This is a genomic window from Roseibacillus ishigakijimensis, assembly GCF_016595415.1.
Classification (GTDB): domain Bacteria; phylum Verrucomicrobiota; class Verrucomicrobiia; order Verrucomicrobiales; family Akkermansiaceae; genus Roseibacillus; species Roseibacillus ishigakijimensis.
Genome location: NZ_JAENIO010000002.1, coordinates 109414 through 130622 on the forward strand (window position 1 = coordinate 109414; position 21209 = coordinate 130622).

At 60.9% G+C, this 21209-nt stretch carries 14 protein-coding genes; 5 read left to right on the forward strand and 9 right to left on the reverse strand.

Annotation, left to right across the window (positions count from 1 at the left end):
• Window positions 1-11: 11 nt before the first annotated feature.
• From JIN78_RS01210 to JIN78_RS01245, 8 genes are all read right to left on the reverse strand, one after another.
• Window positions 12-1148: an ABC transporter permease gene (locus tag JIN78_RS01210; RefSeq protein WP_200390096.1), complete on the reverse strand. Its 1137-nt coding sequence runs from the start codon at window positions 1146-1148 to the stop codon at window positions 12-14.
• A complete protein-coding gene (locus tag JIN78_RS01215) occupies window positions 1145-1831 on the reverse strand; it encodes an ABC transporter ATP-binding protein (RefSeq protein ID WP_200390097.1) in 687 nt (228 codons plus the stop codon). The genes JIN78_RS01210 and JIN78_RS01215 overlap by 4 nt, the downstream gene beginning before the upstream one ends.
• A 4-nt stretch (window positions 1832-1835) precedes the next feature.
• Window positions 1836-3215, reverse strand: coding sequence for an efflux RND transporter periplasmic adaptor subunit (locus JIN78_RS01220; RefSeq protein WP_200390098.1), 1380 nt, complete (start codon window positions 3213-3215; stop codon window positions 1836-1838).
• 215 nt (window positions 3216-3430) lie between these two features.
• Entirely contained in the window at window positions 3431-3850 is a 420-nt protein-coding gene (locus JIN78_RS01225) for a hypothetical protein (protein WP_200390099.1), read from the reverse strand.
• 40 nt (window positions 3851-3890) lie between these two features.
• Window positions 3891-7175 (reverse strand): Calx-beta domain-containing protein, encoded by a 3285-nt coding sequence (locus JIN78_RS01230; RefSeq protein WP_200390100.1) that lies wholly within the window; start codon window positions 7173-7175, stop codon window positions 3891-3893.
• 429 nt (window positions 7176-7604) lie between these two features.
• Complete coding sequence (locus tag JIN78_RS01235; protein ID WP_200390101.1) at window positions 7605-7952, reverse strand: hypothetical protein; 348 nt, start codon at window positions 7950-7952, stop codon at window positions 7605-7607.
• 48 nt (window positions 7953-8000) lie between these two features.
• A complete protein-coding gene (locus JIN78_RS01240; protein ID WP_200390102.1) occupies window positions 8001-8261 on the reverse strand; it encodes a hypothetical protein in 261 nt (86 codons plus the stop codon).
• A gap of 378 nt (window positions 8262-8639) precedes the next feature.
• Complete coding sequence (locus JIN78_RS01245) at window positions 8640-8921, reverse strand: helix-turn-helix domain-containing protein (RefSeq protein ID WP_200390103.1); 282 nt, start codon at window positions 8919-8921, stop codon at window positions 8640-8642.
• Between the two features lie 109 nt (window positions 8922-9030).
• On the opposite strand from JIN78_RS01245, the gene JIN78_RS01250 reads away from it, so the two are divergent.
• From JIN78_RS01250 to JIN78_RS01260, 3 genes are all read left to right on the forward strand, one after another.
• Window positions 9031-13908: a thrombospondin type 3 repeat-containing protein gene (locus JIN78_RS01250; RefSeq protein WP_200390104.1), complete on the forward strand. Its 4878-nt coding sequence runs from the start codon at window positions 9031-9033 to the stop codon at window positions 13906-13908.
• On the forward strand, window positions 13905-14612 hold the full coding sequence (locus JIN78_RS01255) for a hypothetical protein (RefSeq protein WP_200390105.1): 708 nt from the start codon (window positions 13905-13907) through the stop codon (window positions 14610-14612). Before JIN78_RS01250 ends, JIN78_RS01255 begins: the two co-directional genes overlap by 4 nt.
• Before the next feature lie 64 nt (window positions 14613-14676).
• Window positions 14677-14901 (forward strand): hypothetical protein, encoded by a 225-nt coding sequence (locus tag JIN78_RS01260; protein WP_200390106.1) that lies wholly within the window; start codon window positions 14677-14679, stop codon window positions 14899-14901.
• Here JIN78_RS01260 and queC read toward each other — a convergent pair.
• Window positions 14889-15548, reverse strand: coding sequence for a 7-cyano-7-deazaguanine synthase QueC (queC, locus tag JIN78_RS01265; protein WP_200390107.1), 660 nt, complete (start codon window positions 15546-15548; stop codon window positions 14889-14891). The genes JIN78_RS01260 and queC overlap by 13 nt on opposite strands.
• 328 nt (window positions 15549-15876) lie before the next feature.
• On the opposite strand from queC, the gene JIN78_RS01270 reads away from it, so the two are divergent.
• Window positions 15877-18717: a hypothetical protein gene (locus JIN78_RS01270; RefSeq protein WP_200390108.1), complete on the forward strand. Its 2841-nt coding sequence runs from the start codon at window positions 15877-15879 to the stop codon at window positions 18715-18717.
• A gap of 181 nt (window positions 18718-18898) precedes the next feature.
• Window positions 18899-21205, forward strand: a complete 2307-nt coding sequence (locus JIN78_RS01275) for a PSD1 and planctomycete cytochrome C domain-containing protein (protein WP_200390109.1) — start codon at window positions 18899-18901, stop codon at window positions 21203-21205.
• Window positions 21206-21209 lie beyond the last annotated feature (4 nt).

Below are 21209 nucleotides of genomic sequence, written 5' to 3' on the forward strand. Positions count from 1 at the left end.
AGAATTGGGAATCAGGAATTCAGGGAGTTGACGAGAGGGCGGGAGGTGGCCTTCCAGCCAGGGAAGAGCGAGGCCAATAATCCCATCAAAAAGGCCACCAAGAGCCCCTTGAGGTGCACGGCGGGGGACGCTTGCAGGGCGAGCGTGAGGCCCTCATTGCCGAGGGTAAAACTCTTGAAATGGAAGAAAAGGGCCGAAGATAAGACACCCGCCAGCCCTCCGGTAAGTCCGAGGATAATCCCTTCGATCGATACCAGCGCTCCGATGGCGGGGCGGCTGAAGCCGAGGGTCTGCAGGATGGCGGTTTCCTTCACCCGGCCGCGCACCACGAGGAGCACGGCATTGGCGAGAAGGCCCAGCACCGCAGCCACCGCCCCAATGCCCAGCCAGCGGGTGAATGAGATGAGCTCGATCATTTGCTTGGCGGTCTCCGCGAAAAAGGCCTGCTCCGGGCGGGTATGGGTTGGCTGCTGGTCGGAGCGGAATGTTTCGTCAATTTCCTCGGCCACTGCCTCCAGCTGGTCGGCGGATTCCACCTTGACGTTGAATTGGGTCACGACTCCCAAGCCCACGCGGGAGGCTTGTTGCAGGAAGGGCAAATGAACGTAGGCCACGTTGTTATCTTGCGGCGAGCCGGAGCGGATAATGCCGTTGACCACCACTTTCACCCCCACGGCCTCGAAGCTGTCCCCGACCTTGAGCCCGCGCCGCTGCGCGAAGTGCTGGCCCACGAGGGCGCCATCGCTGCGTTTTTCAAAATCCGCGAAGGAGCCGCTCACCACTTCCAGGTCGGCGGTGTAGCTTTTCAGCCGCTCCGGAGGCACTCCGCGAAAGGTGATCACATCCAGGGAAGCTCCGCAGTTGTTGACCGCGATCTGGATGGGAATCACTTCCTTGACGCCCGGGATGCGCTCGATGGCGGGCCCATAGTGCTCCGGCAGACGGGAGGTGGAGGGGCAGAAGCGGTTTTCGCGATAGACGACCAGAGTGGTCTCGTTCGCACTGGCCTGGGTGGAGGTTTCCAGGGAATGCTGCATGGTTTCCACCGCCGCATAGAGAAACATTCCGGCGGCCACCCCCAGGATGGTCAGGAGGGAACGCAGCCGGTGGCGGGTGATGTTCTTGAGAGCGAGAGAGAGAAGCTTCATGACAATTGGTTGGTAACGAGTTGACCTTTTTCCAGATGAAGGGTGCGCTTGGCGGCGGCGGCGGCCTTGGGGTCGTGGGTGACCATCACAATGGTTTTGCCATGGTCTTCTGCAAGGCTGGTGAGGAGAGCGAGGATGGAGTCGGCGGACTCCCGGTCGAGGTCGCCGGTGGGCTCGTCGGCGACGAGGAGTTCGGGATTGTGGACAATGGCCCGGGCAATGGCCACCCGCTGCTCCTGGCCGCCGGAGAGTTCGGTGGGCCGGTGGTTGGCACGCTCGGCGAGGCCCACCAGCTCGAGTGCGGAGTTCACTTTCTCCCGCCGTTCGGCTTTGCTGAGTTTGCTCAAGAGCAGCGGTAGTTCCACATTCTCGAAGGCAGAGAGAATGGGCACGAGATGGTAGAGCTGGAAAATGTAGCCCACATGCCGGGAACGCCACTTGGCCAGCTGGGCTCGCGAAAGATTGGCGATATCCCGGCCATCAATCTCAAGAGAGCCTCCGGTGGGCGAATCGATACCTGCCACGAGATTGAGCAGGGTCGTTTTGCCCGAACCCGAGGGCCCCATGAGAGCAAGGAACTCACCTTTGGAGACTTCCAGATTGAGAGCTTCCAAGGGCGTGATGCTCACTTTGCCCTTGCGGTAGGACTTCGAAAGATTGCGGATATGGATGAAAGGGGTCATTGTCTTAAAAATTGCTGGGGGTGGCCGCGACCCGGGCTCCGGGGGCGAGTTCGCTAAAAGGGGGCAAAATCAACTGTTCGCCGGAGCGAAGGCCCTCGCGCACTTCGCGATAATTCTCCCGGCGCTCGGGCCCCAAGGTGAGGGTGCGGCGCTGGGCGGTGGAGTCCGGCGAGACAACCCAGGCTTGTGCTTGCTCCTTGCGAATATCGAAGAGGGCCTCTTCCGCAGCGAGGAGGATGAGCCGTCCGCTGCCCGTCGGGGGCGCAGAAGGCGCGTCCTCCCCAGTCGGGGCGGCTGCTTGCGGGGGGTGCGCCGGGGGGTAGAATTTGGCCCGCACCAGCATCTCGGGGCGGAGGCGGTCGTCGGGATTGGAGATCGATACCTTGGCCTGGAGAGTATTGCGTGCGATGTCGGCCTCGCCGGTGATGCGGGTGACGGTGCCGAGCAAAGTGACTTCGGGCAACAGATCGGTGACCAGCTCGACTTCCTGCCCCACCGCCAGGGCGGCAGCTTCGTTGAGGGGAACGTCGATGCGGGCTTGCATTTTTTCCGGTTGATAAAGTTCCACCACGACCGCGGATTTGGGATCTTCCCCGTCGAGCATCCGCTTTTTGCCCGGTTTGACATGGAGGTGGAGAATCCGCCCGGAAAGGGGGGAGGTGATGCGGTGGCGTTCCAGGGCCAGCCGGGCCAAGTCGCGCTCTGTTTCCAGCTCGCCGAACTGGTGACCCATCATGACTCTCTGGTAGTCGATGGTCTCGAGTTCAGCCTGCAGACGGGGAATTTCGCTTTGTGCCTCGGCCAGAACCGCCCGCTGGCGTTCGACCTGCAGTCGCGCGGCCGTGACCTCCGATACCGAGGCCGCCCCCGGGGGCAGATTGGCCAGACGCTCCGCGACATCCTGCAGCTCCGCGAGGCGGGCCTCGGCGGCCGTGACTTTGGCCCCCGCAGTGGCAATGCGCGCCTTCACCTCCGGCACCATGGAGCAGTGGGCCGCAATCTGCGAACGCATGGTCGCGAGTCGGCGCTCCGCTTTCTCCAAGGCCAGAGTGGCTTCTTCATCGTCGAGGGTGGCGAGGAGCTGGCCTTCCTCCACCAGCTGTCCATCCAGCACCGGCACCTCGTCGACGACCCCGCTCACAAGAACGGGCACTTCGATGATGTAGGGGTCGGGCTCCAGCCATCCGGAGGCTTGGAAAAGGAGGGAGCGGTCGCTTGCAGCAGTAGCTGCAGAGTCTGGCGAACGCGCGGGATCCGTTGCCGGGAGGGCTGCTGGGGCGGAGGCCGCACTGCGCAAGGTGACGACTTGCACCGTGCGCACTGGGACGGCGGGCAAAAGACGTTCCCCGAAAAGAAGGGCAAAAACGAAGAGAAAACCTGCCAAGAGGGCACAGGGAAGCAGCCAAGCGGGAAGCCCGCGCCTGCCTTTAGGGCTGGAGACGGGAGAAGAGGAAGAGGTGAGAGAGCTGAGTGACATGGAGAAGCCAAAGATTCATTCGAAAAAAAAGAGACGGAAAGAGTCGGCTTTTCCCCTTGGGAGCACCGACCAGAAAAGACGGGGTCAGCTCCCGCGAGGAGAGCAAACCTTTCCGGAATGAATCAAAGGCGGAGGCGACAGTGCCTGAGAAGAACGCTCTTTCCCGCTAGCGGCGGGGGCTCGAGGGGCGCGGCGTAGATTTGGCCCAGTGCCGGAGCCAAGGGCACAGCCAGTCCGCCAAAAGCAGCCTCGGTAGTGGCCACTGCGGTCGGCGGGAGGCAATCGACGGAATCACTGCTCCACCAATAATCGGCGACTTCCAGCTCAACCGGGACCAGACAATCATCGCAGGGCTCCTTGGCCGGAGAATCTTTTGCGCAGCAGGGAGAGAGAGAATCCGGGGCGGGCGAAACCTTCTCACAGGAACTGCCACCCACCACCAGCGCCCCTTGGCAGAGACAGTAGCTCAAGGCCAACTCCTTCGCCCCCACCAGCACGGTGAGGAGCGAGAGCAAGATGAGCGATGACAGTCGTTTGGCCACTTGGCAAAGAGCATTCCACAATTTTGGGCAATGTCAATTTTCAGGGTGCAGCGGCCCGCAGCCGGAAAAAGGCCTGCGGCTCCCCCGAGTCCGCTGTCACCTCGAAGGGCCCGCTCGCCGGGAGCGCCACTTCGCCCACCGTCTCCCAGGAGCCAGCCTCCAGGTTGGTCGTTTTTTCCCAGAAGAGGGTGAGTCCGCTCGCTTCCATGCTCGGGGAGGCCGAGAGCAGCCACCCGTCGGCCGCGGGGGAGAAGCTCAGGGGCGCGGGGAGGTCCCTTTCTGCAGGAGAAAGGCCGAGCGCATATTCGAGCAAGGCCCCCAGACCATCGCCATCGCTATCGTCCCCGGGCGGGGTGGTGAAGGGGCTCCTTGCTTGCGCAAAGACCCAGGCCGCGTAGCCCTCCAAGCGCAGATCATCGATGTAAATGGCGTCGGCATTGTCGTCATTGGTCTCATCCTTGAGGTAATACCAGGTGATTTCATTGAGCCCCGGCTCCAGGGTCAGAGAAACCGTCTCCCAGGGCTGCACTCCGGATTTGGCGGCGATTTGGCGACCATTTTGCCAAACGTAGCCCACATCGAAGGTGTCTTCCGTGGCGACCCGCCACTGGAAGCTCAGGCTGCCCGGCCCGACCACGGTGGCAGTCATCGCCGTGCCCTCGTCCGCATCCACCCCACCACTGCGGGCGGCCGAAGTCCCCTCCACGGTAGTGCTCGTCTGGGGATAAAAACTGGGGACTTCCGACCGAATGGAGAGCTCGGGCAAATCGAGGGCCCGGGAGAGGGTGCCCTTGGGATAATAGGGCTCCCAGGTGAAGACACGCGTCCTTTCCGCCCCCTCGCGGGTGGCGGTGAGGGAGACCGCGACGGGCTCCCCCCCCATCTGGCCCTGCAGGAGCCCCTGGGGAGAGAGTGTCCACCCGGGAGGCAAGTCTTTGGCGGAAAATCGGCTCCCCGCCCGCAGCGTCTCGAGGGCAAAGGCAAACTCCCCGCCATTGGGGAGATAGTGCCGGTGGGGCTGGCGAAAGACCGGCTCCCGCTGCGAGTGCAGACTGAAGGAATCGAGCCACACCGTATCCGCGCCGCCATCGTATTGACTATTCCGCTGGTAGGAAATGAGGACGGTGTTGCTTGCCTCCGGGAGTTCGACGGTGATCGGGTGCCATCCCGTCTCGCCGCTGATGGCGCCCGCCTCCTCGCCATTGCAGGTGAGCACCAGCCGATCGAGCAAATACTCGCTGGAGGCCTTCCACCAGTAGGTCAGGGTGTCGGGCCCGGGGATGGCCAGGCTCAGGGTGACCGTTTCGCCATCGGCCACCCCATTGAGGCGCAGCGCGTCTTCGCCATCGAAGGTGTCGTCCTCCTGCCATTGCCAGCGCGAGACCTCGCCCCCCATCACGATCTCGCGGGGGACCTCGAAGGCCTCCTTCTCCAGAATATCTCCAATCGCGAAGGTCAGAGCTTCGCTGGCTTCTCCAGCCTCATTGCCCGCAGTCAGGGTCACCACATAGTCGCCAAAGAGCGGCTCCTCCCAAGTGATCACTCCCGTGAACTCATCGATAGTCATCCCAACCGGCTGCCCGCTCAGGGAAAAGGAATTTGGAGTATGGCTGACCTCGGGCTCGTAGCGCAAGGCCGTGCCCTCATGACCCGTCGCCACTTGCCCACTCGCTATCGCGGGGGGGATGAAGTCGTCATTGAGGATGATTACCGTGAGCGGTCCGTCCGGCTCATTGACCTCCACAAGGTCCTCGAAGGCGAACAGAATGGTCTCGTGCTCTTCGGGCTCGCTGTCTCCCAGCAGCGGCAGGGAAAAAGTAAAACTGGTTTGCCCGGGCGCGAAGGTCACCTCCTGCCGTCCCGGGTCGCTGTAGTCACTCCCCGCCTCGGCCGTCCCGCCTGCCACCACAAGGGAAAAGCTCACCGGAAAGCTCACCGCCTGTGCCAGCGTCACCGTCACCGCCGCGCTCGTCGTGCCGCTGTCTCCCTCCGTGAGGGCCCGATCAGAGACTTCCAATTGCGCCCTCAGCTCCCGGCCCGCCAGGGTGAGGGGAGCCGACCCCCCGGGACTGAGCCAATCCGACAAGCGCCGCGAAGCTGTCCCTCCACCCGACCAGGAGCGGGAGAGAAAGCCATACCAATCCGAGGCATTGTTGCCACAGGACGCATTGCCCCCAAAGAGTTGCCCGACAATCAAGCCGGACTCATTGAAAAGCGGGGAGCCCGAGGATCCTCCCTCGGTCGTGCCTTCGTCCCAATCCGCCACCCGCAAAAAGTAGCCAAAGGACGAAGGGGCAGCGCTGCCATAGTCCGTGAGGGTAAGGGGATCGAACTCGAAGGAAATCCTCTTCTCGGCCACCGCCGGATGGTGGATGGCCACTCCCTCGGTAGGAGGGGAGGACTCGCGCGACCAGCCGGCCAGGTAGGCTCCAGAGGCAGGGTTCACCGGATCATCGAGCTCAATGAGGCAAAAATCCGAGCCCGCGAACTCGGCCCGCAAGATGGAACCGGAATTGAAAACACTGAGATCGCCATCGCCCACCCCGCCACTGGCGGCGGAGCCCGGGGTCCGGCAGCTCGAGTTTTCGAAATTCCAGTAAACCACCACCGAGGCATCGTTACTGGCCGTAATGTCGCAGTGCTCGGCAGTGAGGAAGTAGGGCTTGCCATCCTGCGCCGTATTATTGATGAGCGCGCCCGAGCAGGTATCGATGCCGCTGACCGTATAGGCCCCCACCGCCCGGATCTGTCGGCGATAGGCCTCGATGAGCGAACCAAAAGGAAGGTCCTCGACCCCGCAAGCCACATCGATATTGCAAGCTCCCGAGAGATCACCCCCCATCTTGCCCGGGGCCATTTTCCGGAATCCATAGTTCACCGCCGCGAGGTGCAATTGCAACTGGGGCAAGAGAGCGGCTGGCAGACTCGCCGTGAGCCGCACCTCTTCTCCCGGAAAGAGCGGCGTCCACAGCTCGCCATGGTCATCATTGTCCCGGGAGGTGAAGGTCACCGCGCCCGCTTGGCCGGGAGATTGCAAAACGAGGGTGGCCCCGGGAGGAAGGTGGAAACGGTCAAAGGCGAGATTGAGGGACTGGGCCCCCGCCGCCACGATGGCAAGCTCCCAACGGGCGAGACCATCGGCAATCGTCCAAGGGGCCAATTCGCGCGCCGGTTTTGCCACCGGCAGGGGGGTGGCGAAGCGGAAGGGCAGCTTGCGCGCATCCCGTTCCCGGGCTTCAGCCAAAAGGGGGGCAAGGTCGGGAGCAGGCAAAACCAGGCGCCCGGCCCCCGCCAGAGACGGAGAAGCGTGCCGGGCGGGAGCCATCCGGACCCTTTCTTCCTCCCCAAGCGCGGCGGGGAGGGAAGGGGAGGACTTCGCGGGAGCCGCCACCTTCCCCGGGCGCAGGACTGAGGGAGAAAAAAGAAACCAACCCAGCCCACCAAAAAGGAGCAAAGCAAGGGGATGAACAAAAAAACGCCGGGGCATCGGGAAGAACCTGCGCAAGGGGAGAAGAAAGAGCAACTTTTTCAGTTGGCGAAAGGTGTTTTCCATCAGCCTCCCCCGGCACCCCAAAGCAGTGGAGCACCCTTCCAGCGTCCACCCCAAAGCAGTGGAGCGCGCTTCCAGCGGGCATCAGGAGGCCTCCGCGCCTCCGCCCCTCAACCAAAACAACCCCTCAAAAGCCTCCACCCTGCCACAGGAGGCCCGCCCCCCTCATCCGAGGCCGGAGAGGGGAGGAGCCGGCACAGATCTTTACCCCGCAATCGTCCCCTCCGTCAGCTCTGACCAGGGACCGGGCTCATTGCGCGAGTTCACCCAGCGCGCATAGTAGTAGGCCGTCTTCCCCGCATCCGCCGGGTCGAAGTGCGTGATGTGCGGTGTGCGGGTATCCGTGCCCACGTAGCGGCAATCCCCCGGTCCCTGGGGATGGGCCCCCACCGCCACCCAGATCTCGCAGCCCCGCACCCCCTTGGGCTTGGCCTTGCTCTTCGCACCCTTGTCGCGGAAGTGGATCGTCTGCTGAAAGGAAGTCCCCGTATCCAGCTCCAGAGTGGGCGCCGTCGTCGGGACGGGCACACTGCTACGGGAAGACTTCCGCACCGGCAGCCCCGCCCGATCGCGCGCCTCATCACTGACCTCGCCATTGGCCTAGATCAGCTGGGACAAGGTCCGGATCTGCTTCTCATAGTTTTCCCGCTTTTCGTATTTCACCGTAGTCGCGGCCCGGGCGGCATCTTGGGCCGGGCCCCACGCCGTGTAAGCCTCTTCCCATGGTGCTTGCAGATCGCTCAAGGTCGCCAACTGCTCCGCCGTCAACCCATAGCTCGCCGGATCTGCCGTGAAGGCAGCGAGAAGGGTCTTTTGCCAAGCTTGAAACTCAGGGTCGGATTGGGGGATATAATCAGCCATAATCATTTTCGTTGGGTTCGCCTACCAATTAGCAGACCAATGACCTCTAGCAGGAAAAATTGTTCAAAGGAATAAAAATATTCCTAAAAGGCTCATTTTCTGAGCTTATCGCCCCTCTCCAGACGTTTTTTTTGCTCCTCTGCAGATTCCCGGAGCCATTTATTAAGCTCCGGGAACCATTTATTAAGCTCCCGGAGTCATTTATTGAGCTCCCGGAGTCATTTATTGAGCTCCCGGAGTCATTTATTGAGCTCCCGGAACCATTTATTAAGCTCCCGGAACCATTTATTAAGCTCCCGGAACCATTTATTGAACTCCCGGAGCCATTTATTGAACTCCCGGAGCCATTTATTGAGCTCCCGGAGCCATTTCAGGAGCCTACTCGGCGCTTCCGGGAGGGTCGGCCTGCTCGCTTGTCGCTTCGCGCGCACTTTCGATCTCCGGCACCAGTGTCACGATATCGACCGCGAAGGTGCGCGCCAGGCGGTAGAGAGTCTCCAAGGTGGGCCTATTGCGACACAGACCGAGATCGGAGATTCGGGTTTGCGAGAGACCGAAGCGCTCGGCGAGCTTATCTTGGCTCAATTGCAAATGCTGGCGATGCCGCCCGACCACGGTCGCGACGGCTTGTTGCCGATTTTGCCGATCCTCCTTTTCCAAGTCCTCCCTTTACCATCCAGCCCCGGCGACGACCTCCACCTTCAACTCGTTGAGCAAAAGGTTGACAGTGAGCGATCACTATCGATGCTCACTCTTGTATTTTGTGAAAATGGTCACCTTCATTTCTGCTTTTTTCCTTTTCTTCACGACCTTCCTCGCGGGGCAGGGGCTGAGGGTGACGCACGTCATCGAGGAGGAGGGGGACCAGATGGTGCATGCTCTCGATTTCCACTCTCTCGAAGGGGGGCTGACCATCCTGCAGCAAAGCCCCACTCTGCAGCCCGACCAGTGGAGGGATGCAGGCTTCTGGTGGGGGCTGGAGCCCGATGAAGATCTGGTGCGCTGGCCCCTCTTCTCGGTGGCCAAGCCCAGCTATGTGCCCCCGGCAGCCCCCGAGCCCGCGCCCACCCACGTGACCTTCATGCTAGAGCTTTCCCCGCAGGGCCTCGTGGCCAGCTGGGTCTCGCTGCAGGAGCCCCCGGCCACCGATCCTCCCCAGGCTCCGGAGGATCGCTATGCCGCGCGGGCCGAGATTCGCCACCACTTCGCCGACTTGCCCGTGGAGGAGGCCGATTGGCTGCAGGTGCCCATTTTTGCCAAACGTTTCGGCGATTATTACTACACCTTCCTCCTGCACCGCACCGGGCCGGGGGTGGAGGTGCCCTTCAATGGCCCGCTGCCGACGGCGGATGCCGCCATGGTGCAGCACTTTCGCTCCGTCTTCCCCCAGATTGCGCAGGAGGTGGCCACCCTTTCCGACAGCTCGCGGGAGGCTCCCCCCCGGCCTGCTCCCAGCCCACACGCGCGCGGCTTCTGGCGCCTGCGCCAGCTCCAGCCAGGCGATCTGGATAGCGATAATGACGGCTGGAGCAATGCCCGCGAAATCGCGGAAGGCACCAACTGGCTGAATGCTGATAGCGATGGCGATGGCTTGTCGGATGGCGACCCGCAGGAGGACAATCCCTTGCTCAATGAAGCCCGCGCGGACCCCGATGGGGCCAACCATGGCTCTCTCAATAGTGGCCTGGTGGGGCGTTGGGACTTTGAGAGCCATACCGGTGCCCAGACCCCCGCCGCGGAGGTGACGACAGGCGCTCCCGTGGCCGTGGCCACTGGACCCCACGCCTTCGATGGTGCCCAAGTCTTTGAGGGCATGCCTTCGCGGGCCCTCCATCTGGAGGGGGGACCTTGGCAGACGGGCTCGGCCCTCTCTATCCCGTCGGATTTCCTGGGCGCTCACCAGGCTTATACTTTCTCCTTCTGGCTCCGCTTCCCAAGCAATCCCTTCCGCCATTCTTCCCAGACTGCCTCACAGGGGCAGTGGGTTACCGGGGCAGGCTCGGCTCCTCCCCGCGTCTATAGTCTCATGACGGTGACGGACCGCAGCAGTGGGACCGTGGGCACGCCACGCTTTGCCTGGGTATTCAAGCTCCAGTTGGCAGTCATCGCCAATGGCTCCTACTTGCAGAGGTCGGGCGCGGCCCAGTCCTACTACCTGGCACTGGAGAATTGGGAGCCGGGCCCTGTCGCCACAAACCTGGCGGGCTGGGAAATCGATCAGGAGACCTTGACCGATGGGAACTGGCATTTGCTGACCCTGCAGCTGGAGGACGAGGGCGCGGCAGCCTTTCTGGATGGGGTGGCATTGCCACCCCACTACGCGGTCGCACCAGCCAATATTCCGCCCTTCACCTTCTCCGACGACCCAGGGCAATCCGCCTTCCATCTCGGGAGCTTTGGCCCCTACAATTCCACCCTCCGCTCTCATATTGATAATCCCGCCTTCGCTGGCGGGGAGCACGGACCGAGGCAGAATCTGGCCGCCTCCGTGGATCGACTCCGCGTCTATCGCCGTCTGCTGAGCACTAGCGAGATCGCCGCCCTCTACCACACCGATATCGACCGCGATGGCCTCCTCGATCGCACCGAACACCATTCCCTCCGCCACCGCGACGAGGATGGCGATGCCATTTTGGAAAGCGGGGAATACCACTGGCTCCTCAACCCCTTCGTGCACGATGCCCCCCACCTGGACCACGATGGCGATGGGCTGGACTCGCTGAGCGAGCAAGACGGCAACCAGCCCGCCCACGGCCCCACCGACCCGGCCCAGGCCGATAGCGATGGCGACGGCCTCCCCGATGGCTGGGAGAGCGGCTACGGCTTCAACCCCCTCTCCCCAGGGGATGTGGGTGGGAATCCCGATGGCGACCGCCTCTGCAATAGCGAAGAATACCTGGCGGGAACGGATCCGCATGATTCCGATAGCGATGAGGACGGCATTGAGGACGGGCTTAATCTAGCCCCCCTGTGGCTGAGCATCTCGCGTCATCTCCAGTATGATTACGATGACTACGGGCCCGAGCAGCCCAATGCCCCCAAGCGGGTGGAGACCCGCAGCGGCTGGCGGGCAGAGACGGCGGAAACTCTCACGGCCCCCATTCCCTATCCCGCTTTGGCAGGGCGGCTGGGCCAGCGACAACCGTTCCCTTCCCAGGTCACCGATCAGGGCTTGGCCAAGACCTTGACCGCCGGGGGGCTGGCCCGCACCATCCCCGGACCACTCTGCTACCATGCCCAGCTGACTCACCGCCGCATCGTGGTGCGGGTGGAGGAAGCGGCAACCGAAGAGACGCCCTTCCCCGCCTTGCTGGTGCGGGAGCGGGCCAGCGGGGGACAGGCCCCGGTGGTGACCACCGAGGAGGTCACCCTGACCATCCCCCAGGGACAAACGCAATCCGCCCCCTACGACCTCGCGCCCTCCTTCGCCAATGCGGGCCCTAATGATGACTCCTATCTGGAGCGGGTGCGCGAGACCCTCGTGCCCTATGAGCTCATCTCCGCCGACCGCATGGTAGGCGGCAGTGTGACGCTGCCGCGCTCCGCCGAGGCCGGGGCCCCTTCCTGGCAGACGGTGGGCCTGCGCTTCAAGGCCCCCGGCGGGGAGGTGCTCGGCGAGTATGGCCAATTCTTCACCCCGGAGGGTCCCACCATGTTTTCCAGCGATGGGGCCCTCTTTGAGGAGTTCTTGCAGGCCCACGCGGCGGCCGCGGCCGGGGGGGGCACGGCCCAGCTGCCGGAGCTGCCGCTGGTCTTTTGCGCCCGGCCCGGCCAGCCCGATACGGTGGAGTTCTACTTCCTCGCCAATAGTTACGGCGCCGTGGAAGTGGAGCTCATCCACGAGGACCTCGGCCTGCTGGGAACGCTGACCCGCACCCTCACGGCTGAGGCCGGGCTGGGGGAGTATCTGGAGGCGGTGGACGCCTTGTTGGCGGACTATGCGGCCCTCCCCGGGGGCGGCCCCAAGGCCTTGGGCGACTTCGAGTTCCAGCCCGCCACGGTGCTCGCCGGCATCCCGGCCCTCAATTATCTGCGCGTCATTGGGGCTCCTTTCCAGGGCCTCTATTCCCAGTTGCACGGGCTCTACGCGGGCTTCGTCGATGGCCTGCAGGATGATTGGGAGCTAGTCCTCCTGGTGAAGGATGGGGCCCTGGCCCTGGGCGATGCCCTCCTGCAGGTGGATGAGCTCTACCGCAACCTCACCTCGCTGCGCTCTCAGGCCATGCTGGCCGTCTTGCTGGGGAAAATCTCGGAAAACTTTAGCGATGCGGTCATCGCGGGCATGCCGGACATCAAGAACGGGCTCCGGCGGCTGAAGCACCTCAACTGGAAAAAGCTCTTCCTGCGCCCCGCGCAAGCAATCGGCGAGCTGACGGCCCAGATGGCCAGCCAAGCCGCCGCAGCGGTGCGGACTTGGTATAATAATCTCTTGGAGCGCCTCTATGAGGAGAGTCAGGCCACGGTCTATACCGAGGTGCCCTGGGGTCCGGCTAATACCTTTATTCAAGCCAATAGTGCGCTGAACTACTCCCTGGGCTATGGCTGCGGCTACATCATCGAGCAAGCCATTCTGGGCAAGGGCCTGGCGGCAGCCGGAAAGTTCTTCTCGAAAGGGGCCGCCCGGGTGGGGGCCGCCACCCTGACGGCGGCCAAGCGCTATCTGGCGCGGGTCGGGCCACTGCTGACGAAGTATCTCTCCAATGGCCGGGCCACGGCTGACGAGGCGGTGGAGATGCTGGGGAGCCTGCGCGACAATCTGCGCCATCCCCTGGGCAGTCCCGTGCCTGCCGGAGTGCCCCTCCCGCCGGGGGCCAACCCCGTGCTCTCGCCCCCCGTGGCCCGCAAGCCGGTGCTGGAAGCACTGGAGGAAGGAGCGGAACAAGCGGGCCAAGGGGCGGGGTCAAACGCGAGTCGGATTGCGAAGAAATGGCTCGACGAGTCCCTGGATAGCCCCAATATCAGCCGCAATGCCGCCACCCGCGCCCTCTTCCACCAACGCCTCGGACAGATGATTCAGATTCTCGGAACGCGATTCGACGATGAGGTGGGGGAGAATTTCATGAAATGGTATGACCAGTTCGTTCTCGATGCCGATACGGCAACGGATTACTTTGATTTAGTCATGAAGGCCTTTCATTCGAACATTGGGACAATGCGCTATGATAACATGAGCGCAGGACGGGCCGATTTGCTGGAACACTTTCTCCGAGGAAGCGACCGCTCGAGTTGGAGGCTGGGCTTCAATGGTTCACCAGACGTAAATCTTGGGAAGAAGATTCGGGGCAGTTTGATGCAAATTTACGAGGCCAAGCATGGGCGCTACAAAGGGAAACCGATGCTCGATGAAGTCGACGAGAAATTAGTGGAAGGCGTCGACTTCAATTTAGGAAATGGTTCCTACGCTCAAATGAAGACGACGCAATTGGGATCCAATAGCACGTTGAACTTGACGGAAGAATTAAACAAAGCGGTTGCTGCTGTAGTAGAAAGGCAAGGAGAGCGTTTGGAGTTTTCCATCTATTGGTTTGAAGACAACGGGATGCCCGACTTGTCATCATTATTAACAAGAGCAGACACTCTTACCGACGAGACAGGAATCATCATTGATATCGCAACCATTAAATCAACCTACATAGACTGGAAGTGACTGCAATAAAATTAACAATCAATGGCGTAATCCCCAAAGGGGTTGAAATACAGTCTGTCTGGCTTGGGATTTATAACGGCCTAGCTAAAATCGAATCACTCAGGAGAGAGTATGTTATGACATTAGGTTACGGACATGAATTAAGACATCCTCTAATTTCCTCTTCTGAGATAGAGAGGACTTTGACAATAGACCGCAAGATTGACCAGTTAACACTTAGCGATTCAGAAAAAGAGAAAAACACATTGATTCAGTGCACTTCGGAACGTGAATTCGGACGCAGACTTATCTTAACGAGTAGAAATTTTTCCTCTGATACAGAGGTTTCACACTTAGAAAAGCTAATGACTACAGCCTTGGAGCACCTTTGTTTGTCTAACCTTCTACTCTTCAACTCCTCCTACAGGGGAGCATGTCGTAGTGAATATGCCGGTTCAGGTACTGACTTAACCCGCGTTCCCGCCTGGGGTATTTGGCGCGAAGGATACATCGAAGGCATCGCCGCCGACATGTGGCTGGGGGAGGCCTTTTGGCAACATGCCAAGTGCAGCAAGGAAGAGGTTCTGGCCGCAGACTGGCTGCAGGTGGAGGAACGACCCAATCATCTCTACGTGAAAGCCTGGCCCCATCCCTTTGACAAAAACGAAGGAGAACAGCGCGAAAGGCAACTGCGTCTGCTGGACTTTTTCTTCGGCATCAAGTGAGAAAGGCCAGCTCCCGGCTTTGACGCGGTAGGTTCGAGCCGGGCTGGGGGAGTATCTGGAGGCGGTGGACGCCTTCTTGGCGGACTATGCGGCCCTCCCCGGGGGCGGCCCCAAGGCCTTGGGCGGCTTCGAGTTCCAGCCCGCCACGGTGCTCGCCGGCATCCCGGCCCTCAATTATCTGCGCGTCATCGGGGCTCCTTTCCAGGGCCTCTATTCCCAGTTGCACGGGCTTCGTCGAGGGCCCGACGGGTGGGCAGCCACTCAAGCCCGTTGTCTTCACCCCTCGTAAGCTGTCGGATCAGCGAGCCCGGCCAAGGCAAAAGCCTCCTTGCGCTCCACACAGGTGCCGCATTTGCCGCAGTGAATCTGGCCCCCCTTGTAGCAAGACCAAGTCTGGGAGAAATCCACTCCCAGTTCGTGACCCCGGGCGGCAATCTCCTCCTTGCGCATGGCGACGAAGGGGCGCAGGACCGTGACATCCTCGTAAGTGCCTGCAGCAATGGCCCGCGCCATGGGGGCGAGAAAGTCTTCCCGGCAGTCCGGGTAGATGGCGTGGTCGCCCGAGTGGGCGGCGATGACCAAGCCTTGCGCTCCCACGCTCTCCGCGTAACCAGCGGCCACTGCCAGGAGGATGCCGTTGCGGAAGGGGACTACCGTGCTTTTCATATTTTCCTCTTCGTAATGTCCCTCGGGTATCTCTTCTCCCGATTTCAGCAAACTACTCGTGAAGAGCTTGTTCATGAAGGTCAGGTCTGCACTTTGAAAAGGCACCCCGGCTTGCCCGGCTTGCCAACGGGCCAGCGGAAGCTCGCGTCCATTGTGCTTGGAGCCGTAATCCACTCCCAAGCAGGCCGCCACCTCGTGCCCCGCTGCCAAGGTGTGCCAGAGCGCGACGGTGGAATCCATCCCGCCCGAGAGGAGAACAATTGTTTTCACGGCGGAGACTCTTGGCTGTGGCTCGTCTTTTGACAAGATTTGGAACCGCAAAAAAATGACCACCGGCGTCTTGAGGAGCTGGGTGGCAAGACGGGGAATTCCATTGGCTGCGTCTGCAAATGGAGAAAAAGCATGGAAGCAAAAATGACAAAACACGTCATTATGTGTCTTTTTTATTGATATTTAACAATAGTACTCTTTGGTAGTTGCGGCTGCGAGAATTGGCGCAAGAGAGAAAATGAAAGCGAGAAACGGATTTAAGAAAAAAGTGGTTTTGTCCCTGGCGACCGGGCTATCGATCTTTTCAGTACCAGCATGGGCGCAAACCGTGATCATTGGGGCAGGGGTGCGCAATGGAGACTTCGAGGAGGATACGTCAACCACGGATAGCCGCACCTACGCGGAAACGCCAATCTGGGAAAACTTTGGCACCAGCGGCTTGGGCCAGGAAGACACCGCCACCCGCTTGAATCTGGCTTTCAACGGCACACGAAATTTGCTCGTCAGCACGGGGGACCATCGAATCGGAGGTCAAAATACCAAGCACATCGTCTCGGCCGGGGAAACGTTGGCCTTCAGTCTGCAATGGCGTGATGCCTACATTTGGGGAGCGGATGATCAAATTGAGGTGCAGCTTTTCACCACCAGCGACAATACGGTCACCGGAGAACGGGCGGTCATCGGGACCTTTCGGGCCAGCGAGACGGTCGACCTTACCTATGAGCTGTTTGAGGGGAGCGCGCTCGCTAGCGCGGTTCATGCCGGGCGCGAGCTGTTTTTCCAAATCGGCGGCATTGGGGAATCGGGGTTCAGCCGGGTGGACAATGTCGAGTTGACTGGCACGCTGGCCCCGGACCCCAGCCTTTTTGTCATGGAGGGGGATTATGTTTTTGGCGAGCTGGTCCATCTGGAGGCCACCGATAGCACGTCCAAAACGATGCGTTTCATCAATTATGGTGCCGAGAATGGTCTCCTGTTGGATGGAATATCCCTGAGTGATGATGCCGACGGGCATTACTCCATCGTCTCCGCCCCGGCGGCAGGGACGGAAATTGCTCCCGGGGCTTCCTTCGAGGTCGAAGTCGCCCTCACCGGGGGAGGTGGCTACGAGAACTACGAGGGGGAACTGGTCATCGACACGGCTGATGACAGCTTGAACTTGACCTTGCCTCTGAGCGCCTCGGTCGTGACCACTGGCGACCCCTTCTATATTGTGGAGAACTGCTTCTTCGAGGAAGGGACCTCATCCTGGGGCGGGGGAGAGGCGACCAGCGGCTTGGCGAGCGCGAGCGGCATTCGCGTCCGCGGCGTGGGTGATGCCAGTGATGTCGAGGCCGAGAGTGTGGGGCAGGTATTCTCCATTGGAAATTCGCCTGATTTCAATCTCTCCGTAACTTTCGCGGTGGGTGATATCGAAGAAGTCAGTGGCCTGGCTCCCGACGCAGCCTACAATGACCGGAGTTTCCACCTCTTGGTTTATGGCAATGAGGTCGGCGTCAATGGCGCGGTCAACGACAGCAAGAATGCCTCGGCCATCATCGATCTTTTCTACTTTCCTGCAGGGAACGAGGACTCCAGCGAGGAGGGGTTCTATCTCTATGATGGGGTCAGCGAGAGCTTTGTCCATCTCCCCGGCTTGGGCACCATCGAGCCCTCGACCGGGCTGAATGAAGATGGCTCGCCGCCGCTCAATGTTCATTATTACCAATTGACGATCGCGGGAGAAGGATTTGGCACAGCCTCTGCCAGCTACGACCTCAGTATCTCGCAGGCCAATGACACCACGGTGGCTGCCACGGTGGAAGACTTGAATCTTTACCATGGACTGAACCCGATAGCGGCGACGGCCCGGGCGGTGGTGCTGACCACCAATGACGATGTCGCGGCCTCGGTGACCAATGCGGGCGCTTCTCCCGGGGCGAACCAGACTTCATTTTGGGTCGACGAACTTTGTGTGAGCACGGGAGCCACCATCCCCTTTGCCTTGACCCAGGTGAGCGAGCCCCTTCCTGCCTCCCATCACTTGCTGACGGGGACTCGTGAGGAGCTTGCCTTCACCCTTGGGAATGTCGGCTTCGCCAAGGACCTGACGATTGAAAGCCTCGATCCTGGAGACCCCAGTCTCTCGCTACTCAGCCCTAGCCTGCCAGTGACCATGGCTCCGGGCGAGGCGCTCGAGTTCACCCTGGCAGTGGATGCTTCTTTGGAAACGGCGACCCGGACAAATGAGGTCTCGCTCACTTGGGCGAGCAACGACGATTCCGCGCCTGTCGGTTCTCTTTCCTTCAATCTGCAAATTCTCGCTCCCGAGGGCATCATGTTGGTCGATTACGACGACGGCCTCAACAATGGCATTCACGAGGCGTCTCTGCGCAATGGCGGCTTCGAGGACGATCCCGCTGGCACGACCTTTGGCGAAGCCAGTTTCTGGACCCCTCGATTTGCGGAGGCCGTAGACGAAGTGCTCGTTTCGGATGCCGACCCGGCCACCGGCAGTGTGCACGGTGTGATTTCGGGCTTCCAGGGAGAAGGAAACCGGGCCCATCCGGCTAACATTTTCACCCTGTCGGACTGGATTATCCGCCCTGGCGATCAATTCGAGGTCACTGTGGACTGGAAGCCCGGCGTGAACTTCGTAGAAGGGGATCAGCTGCAAGTGGCGGTTGAGGTGTTCAGCCCTGACGGCACCGGATTACTTTACGATGCCACGGATCCCACCGGGGTTGCTTCCCGGGTGATGAGCAGCCGTTTCCTGCCTACAGGGGAGACTGGCTATCAGAGCGTCACTGCCCTCTCTGCCCGGGTCAGCGAGACCTCCGGTTGGATTGGGGGGCGTCCAGTCCTGCGCTTTTTAACGGGTGGCACCCGGGATAGCTCGGCCCTCATTGACAACGTATCCCTGCGGGCCTTTATCCAGCCAATCAGGGAGGAATTAGTCATCACCCAGCTTTCACTTGATAAGGAGAATGAGCAAGTGGGCTTGCGCTGGACCGATGCCGGCTACACCACTTACGTCATCCAGGCCTCGGCCGATCTGGACTTTTCGGAACCGATTGAGGTTCCTCTCGATGGTTCCGAGGACAGCACAACTTACCCTGGAGAGATCGAGTTCTTTTTCGATGCCGCCCTCACTTCCGACAAGCTTTTCTGGCGGGTCGCTGGCGAGTAAGCACCAGTAGCTTCTTGGTAAAGTCCTTCCATCTCACCCGATTTTTGGTCTTGGGCGAGGTGGAGGGCTTTTCTGTTTCCGGGAAAGAGGTGTTGATAGATTGGGCGAGTCGCCCCGTAGCTCCATCACCATTTTTCCCATGCAGCATTGGCTCAAATTTTTCTTCATTTACTGCCCGGGTGTGTTCTTGTTGAACGCGGAGGAAATCCGCTTCAATCAAGACATTCGTCCCATTTTGTCCAAAAAGTGCATCCAATGCCACGGCCCGGATGGCGACAAGGGGCGCAAGGCCGACCTGCGGCTGGATACGGCGGAGGCGCCGGACGGCGCTTATCGGGTGAGTGATGGAGTGGCGGCCATTAAGCCGGGGGACCTCGCCGCTAGTGCGGTCTGGCAGCGCATCATCGCCGAGGCTCCCGACGACATCATGCCTCCCCCGGAGGAAAAATCCCATGTCAAGCCGCTTACAGAAGAGGAGAAGAATCTTCTGAAAGAATGGATCGAGCAAGGGGCAGAGTATGAAGCCTTCTGGTCCTTCGAGCCGCCCCGCGAGAGCGAGCCGCCCGCCGTGCAGCTGAGCGACTGGGCCACCACTCCTATCGATCGCTTTGTGCTCGCTCGCCTGGAGGAAAAGGGCCTGCAACCCAGTGAAAGAGCGGATCGTCGCACCTTGATACGGCGACTGACCTTTGATTTGACCGGGCTTCCGCCCACTCTGGATGAGATCGACGCCTTTCTTGCTGACGAAAGTCCCCAGGCCTACGAGAACCTCGTCGATCGCCTCTTGGCCAGCCCTCGCTACGGCGAGCACATGGCCAAGTATTGGCTCGATTTGGTCCGTTTTGCTGATACCAATGGAGCCCATCACGATCACTACCGTGACTTCAGCCCCTACCGGGACTGGGTCATCCGGGCCTTCAATGACAATCTGCCCTACGACCAGTTTGCCAGTTACCAATTGGCTGGCGATCTCTACGAAGAGCCGACAACGGACCAGCTGGTGGCCTCGGGATTCAATCGTCTACACATCATCATCGATGTCGGCACGGCCTTACCGGAAGAGAGTTTCACAAAAAACGTCATCGACCGGGTCGCGGCGGTGGGGACCGCGTTCATGGGGCTCACTCTGGAGTGCGCCGTTTGTCATGACCACAAATACGATCCCATCACCCAGCGGGACTTCTTTTCGATGTCCGCCTTTTTCAACAACTTCGATGGGGAACCTGAGACTGGTCGACGGGGCACCCCGGACTTCAAGAAAGGATTGCAGCCGCCCTACCTCATGGTGGGAACGCCGGATCAGGAAGCCCGGGTGGCGGAAATCGAAGCCCGGCTTGCCACACTGCCCCCCGATGCTCCCCAGCGGCCTGCCTTGGAAAAAGAGCGGGAAGAAATCCGCCAGACGTATCGTGGCGCGATGGTGATGCGAGAGCGGGCGGAGGCTAGGCCTGCCCACATTTTGATCCGGGGAGCCTATGACAATCCCGGGGAAGTGGTGCCCCGCGAAACCCCGCATTTCCTCCCTCCGATAGAGAAAGATGGCCCCAAGAGCCGCCTCGACCTGGCCGAGTGGCTGACCGCGCCCGAGAACCCGCTCACCGCCCGGGTGGCCGTCAACCGCTTCTGGCAGCAGCTCTTTGGTGTGGGGCTAGTGAAAACTTCGGAGGACTTTGGCGCACAAGGGGAGTGGCCCAGTCATCCCCAGCTTCTCGACCACCTGGCTCTGCGCTTCATGGAATCGGGCTGGGACATCAAAGCCCTGATGAAGTCACTGGTCCTCACCGAGACCTATCGCCAACAATCGGCAGCACCCGAGGAGGATTTCGTCAGCGATCCGAGTAATCGTCTGCTGGCCCGGGGCTCCCGTTATCGCTTCGATTCCGAGGTCATTCGCGACCAGATTCTGGCGGTGAGCGGGCAGCTCAACCCGGAGATGGGAGGATATAGTGTCAAGTTTCCCCAGCCGGAGGGTTTGTGGAAAATCGTCACCATGCCCTCGTCCTTTCCCCGCACCTTCCAGCCCGCCGAGGGAGATGAGATTTATCGTCGCAGTGTGTATTCCTTTTGGAAACGGGGATTGCCGCCTCCGCAAATGACCATTTTCGACGCTCCCAACCGGGATGCCTGTGTGGCTCGCCGGGAGCGCACCAATACCCCTTTGCAAGCTCTCGTGATGATGAACGAGCGGGAGTATTTTGCGGCAGCCAAAAAGCTAGCCGAAGGATTGCTCACCCAGCGGGAAACCTCCCAAGAGGAGCGCCTCAGCCGACTTTATGAGACCCTCACCGCCCGGGAGCCCGATGAAGAGACCCAGAGCCGCATGGAGAAGGCTCTGGCGGCCTTCCGGGAGCTCTACCGGGAGGATGAGGGCGCGGCTGTCGAGCTCTTCCCGGCCTTGCCGGATGCTGCCCAGCGGGGGGAATACGCGGCCTGGACTCTTCTCGTGCACAGCCTTTTCAATCTTGATGCCATTCGCAATCGCGACTGATTCC

Coding starts and splice junctions, on each gene's coding strand:
- JIN78_RS01250 (WP_200390104.1), top strand. CDS start 9,031: ATGGTCACCTTCATTTCTGCTTTTTTCCTTTTCTTCACGACCTTCCTC.
- JIN78_RS01215 (WP_200390097.1), bottom strand. CDS start 1,831: ATGACCCCTTTCATCCATATCCGCAATCTTTCGAAGTCCTACCGCAAG.
- JIN78_RS01230 (WP_200390100.1), bottom strand. CDS start 7,175: ATGGCTCCCGCCCGGCACGCTTCTCCGTCTCTGGCGGGGGCCGGGCGC.
- JIN78_RS01210 (WP_200390096.1), bottom strand. CDS start 1,148: ATGAAGCTTCTCTCTCTCGCTCTCAAGAACATCACCCGCCACCGGCTG.
- JIN78_RS01240 (WP_200390102.1), bottom strand. CDS start 8,261: ATGGCTGATTATATCCCCCAATCCGACCCTGAGTTTCAAGCTTGGCAA.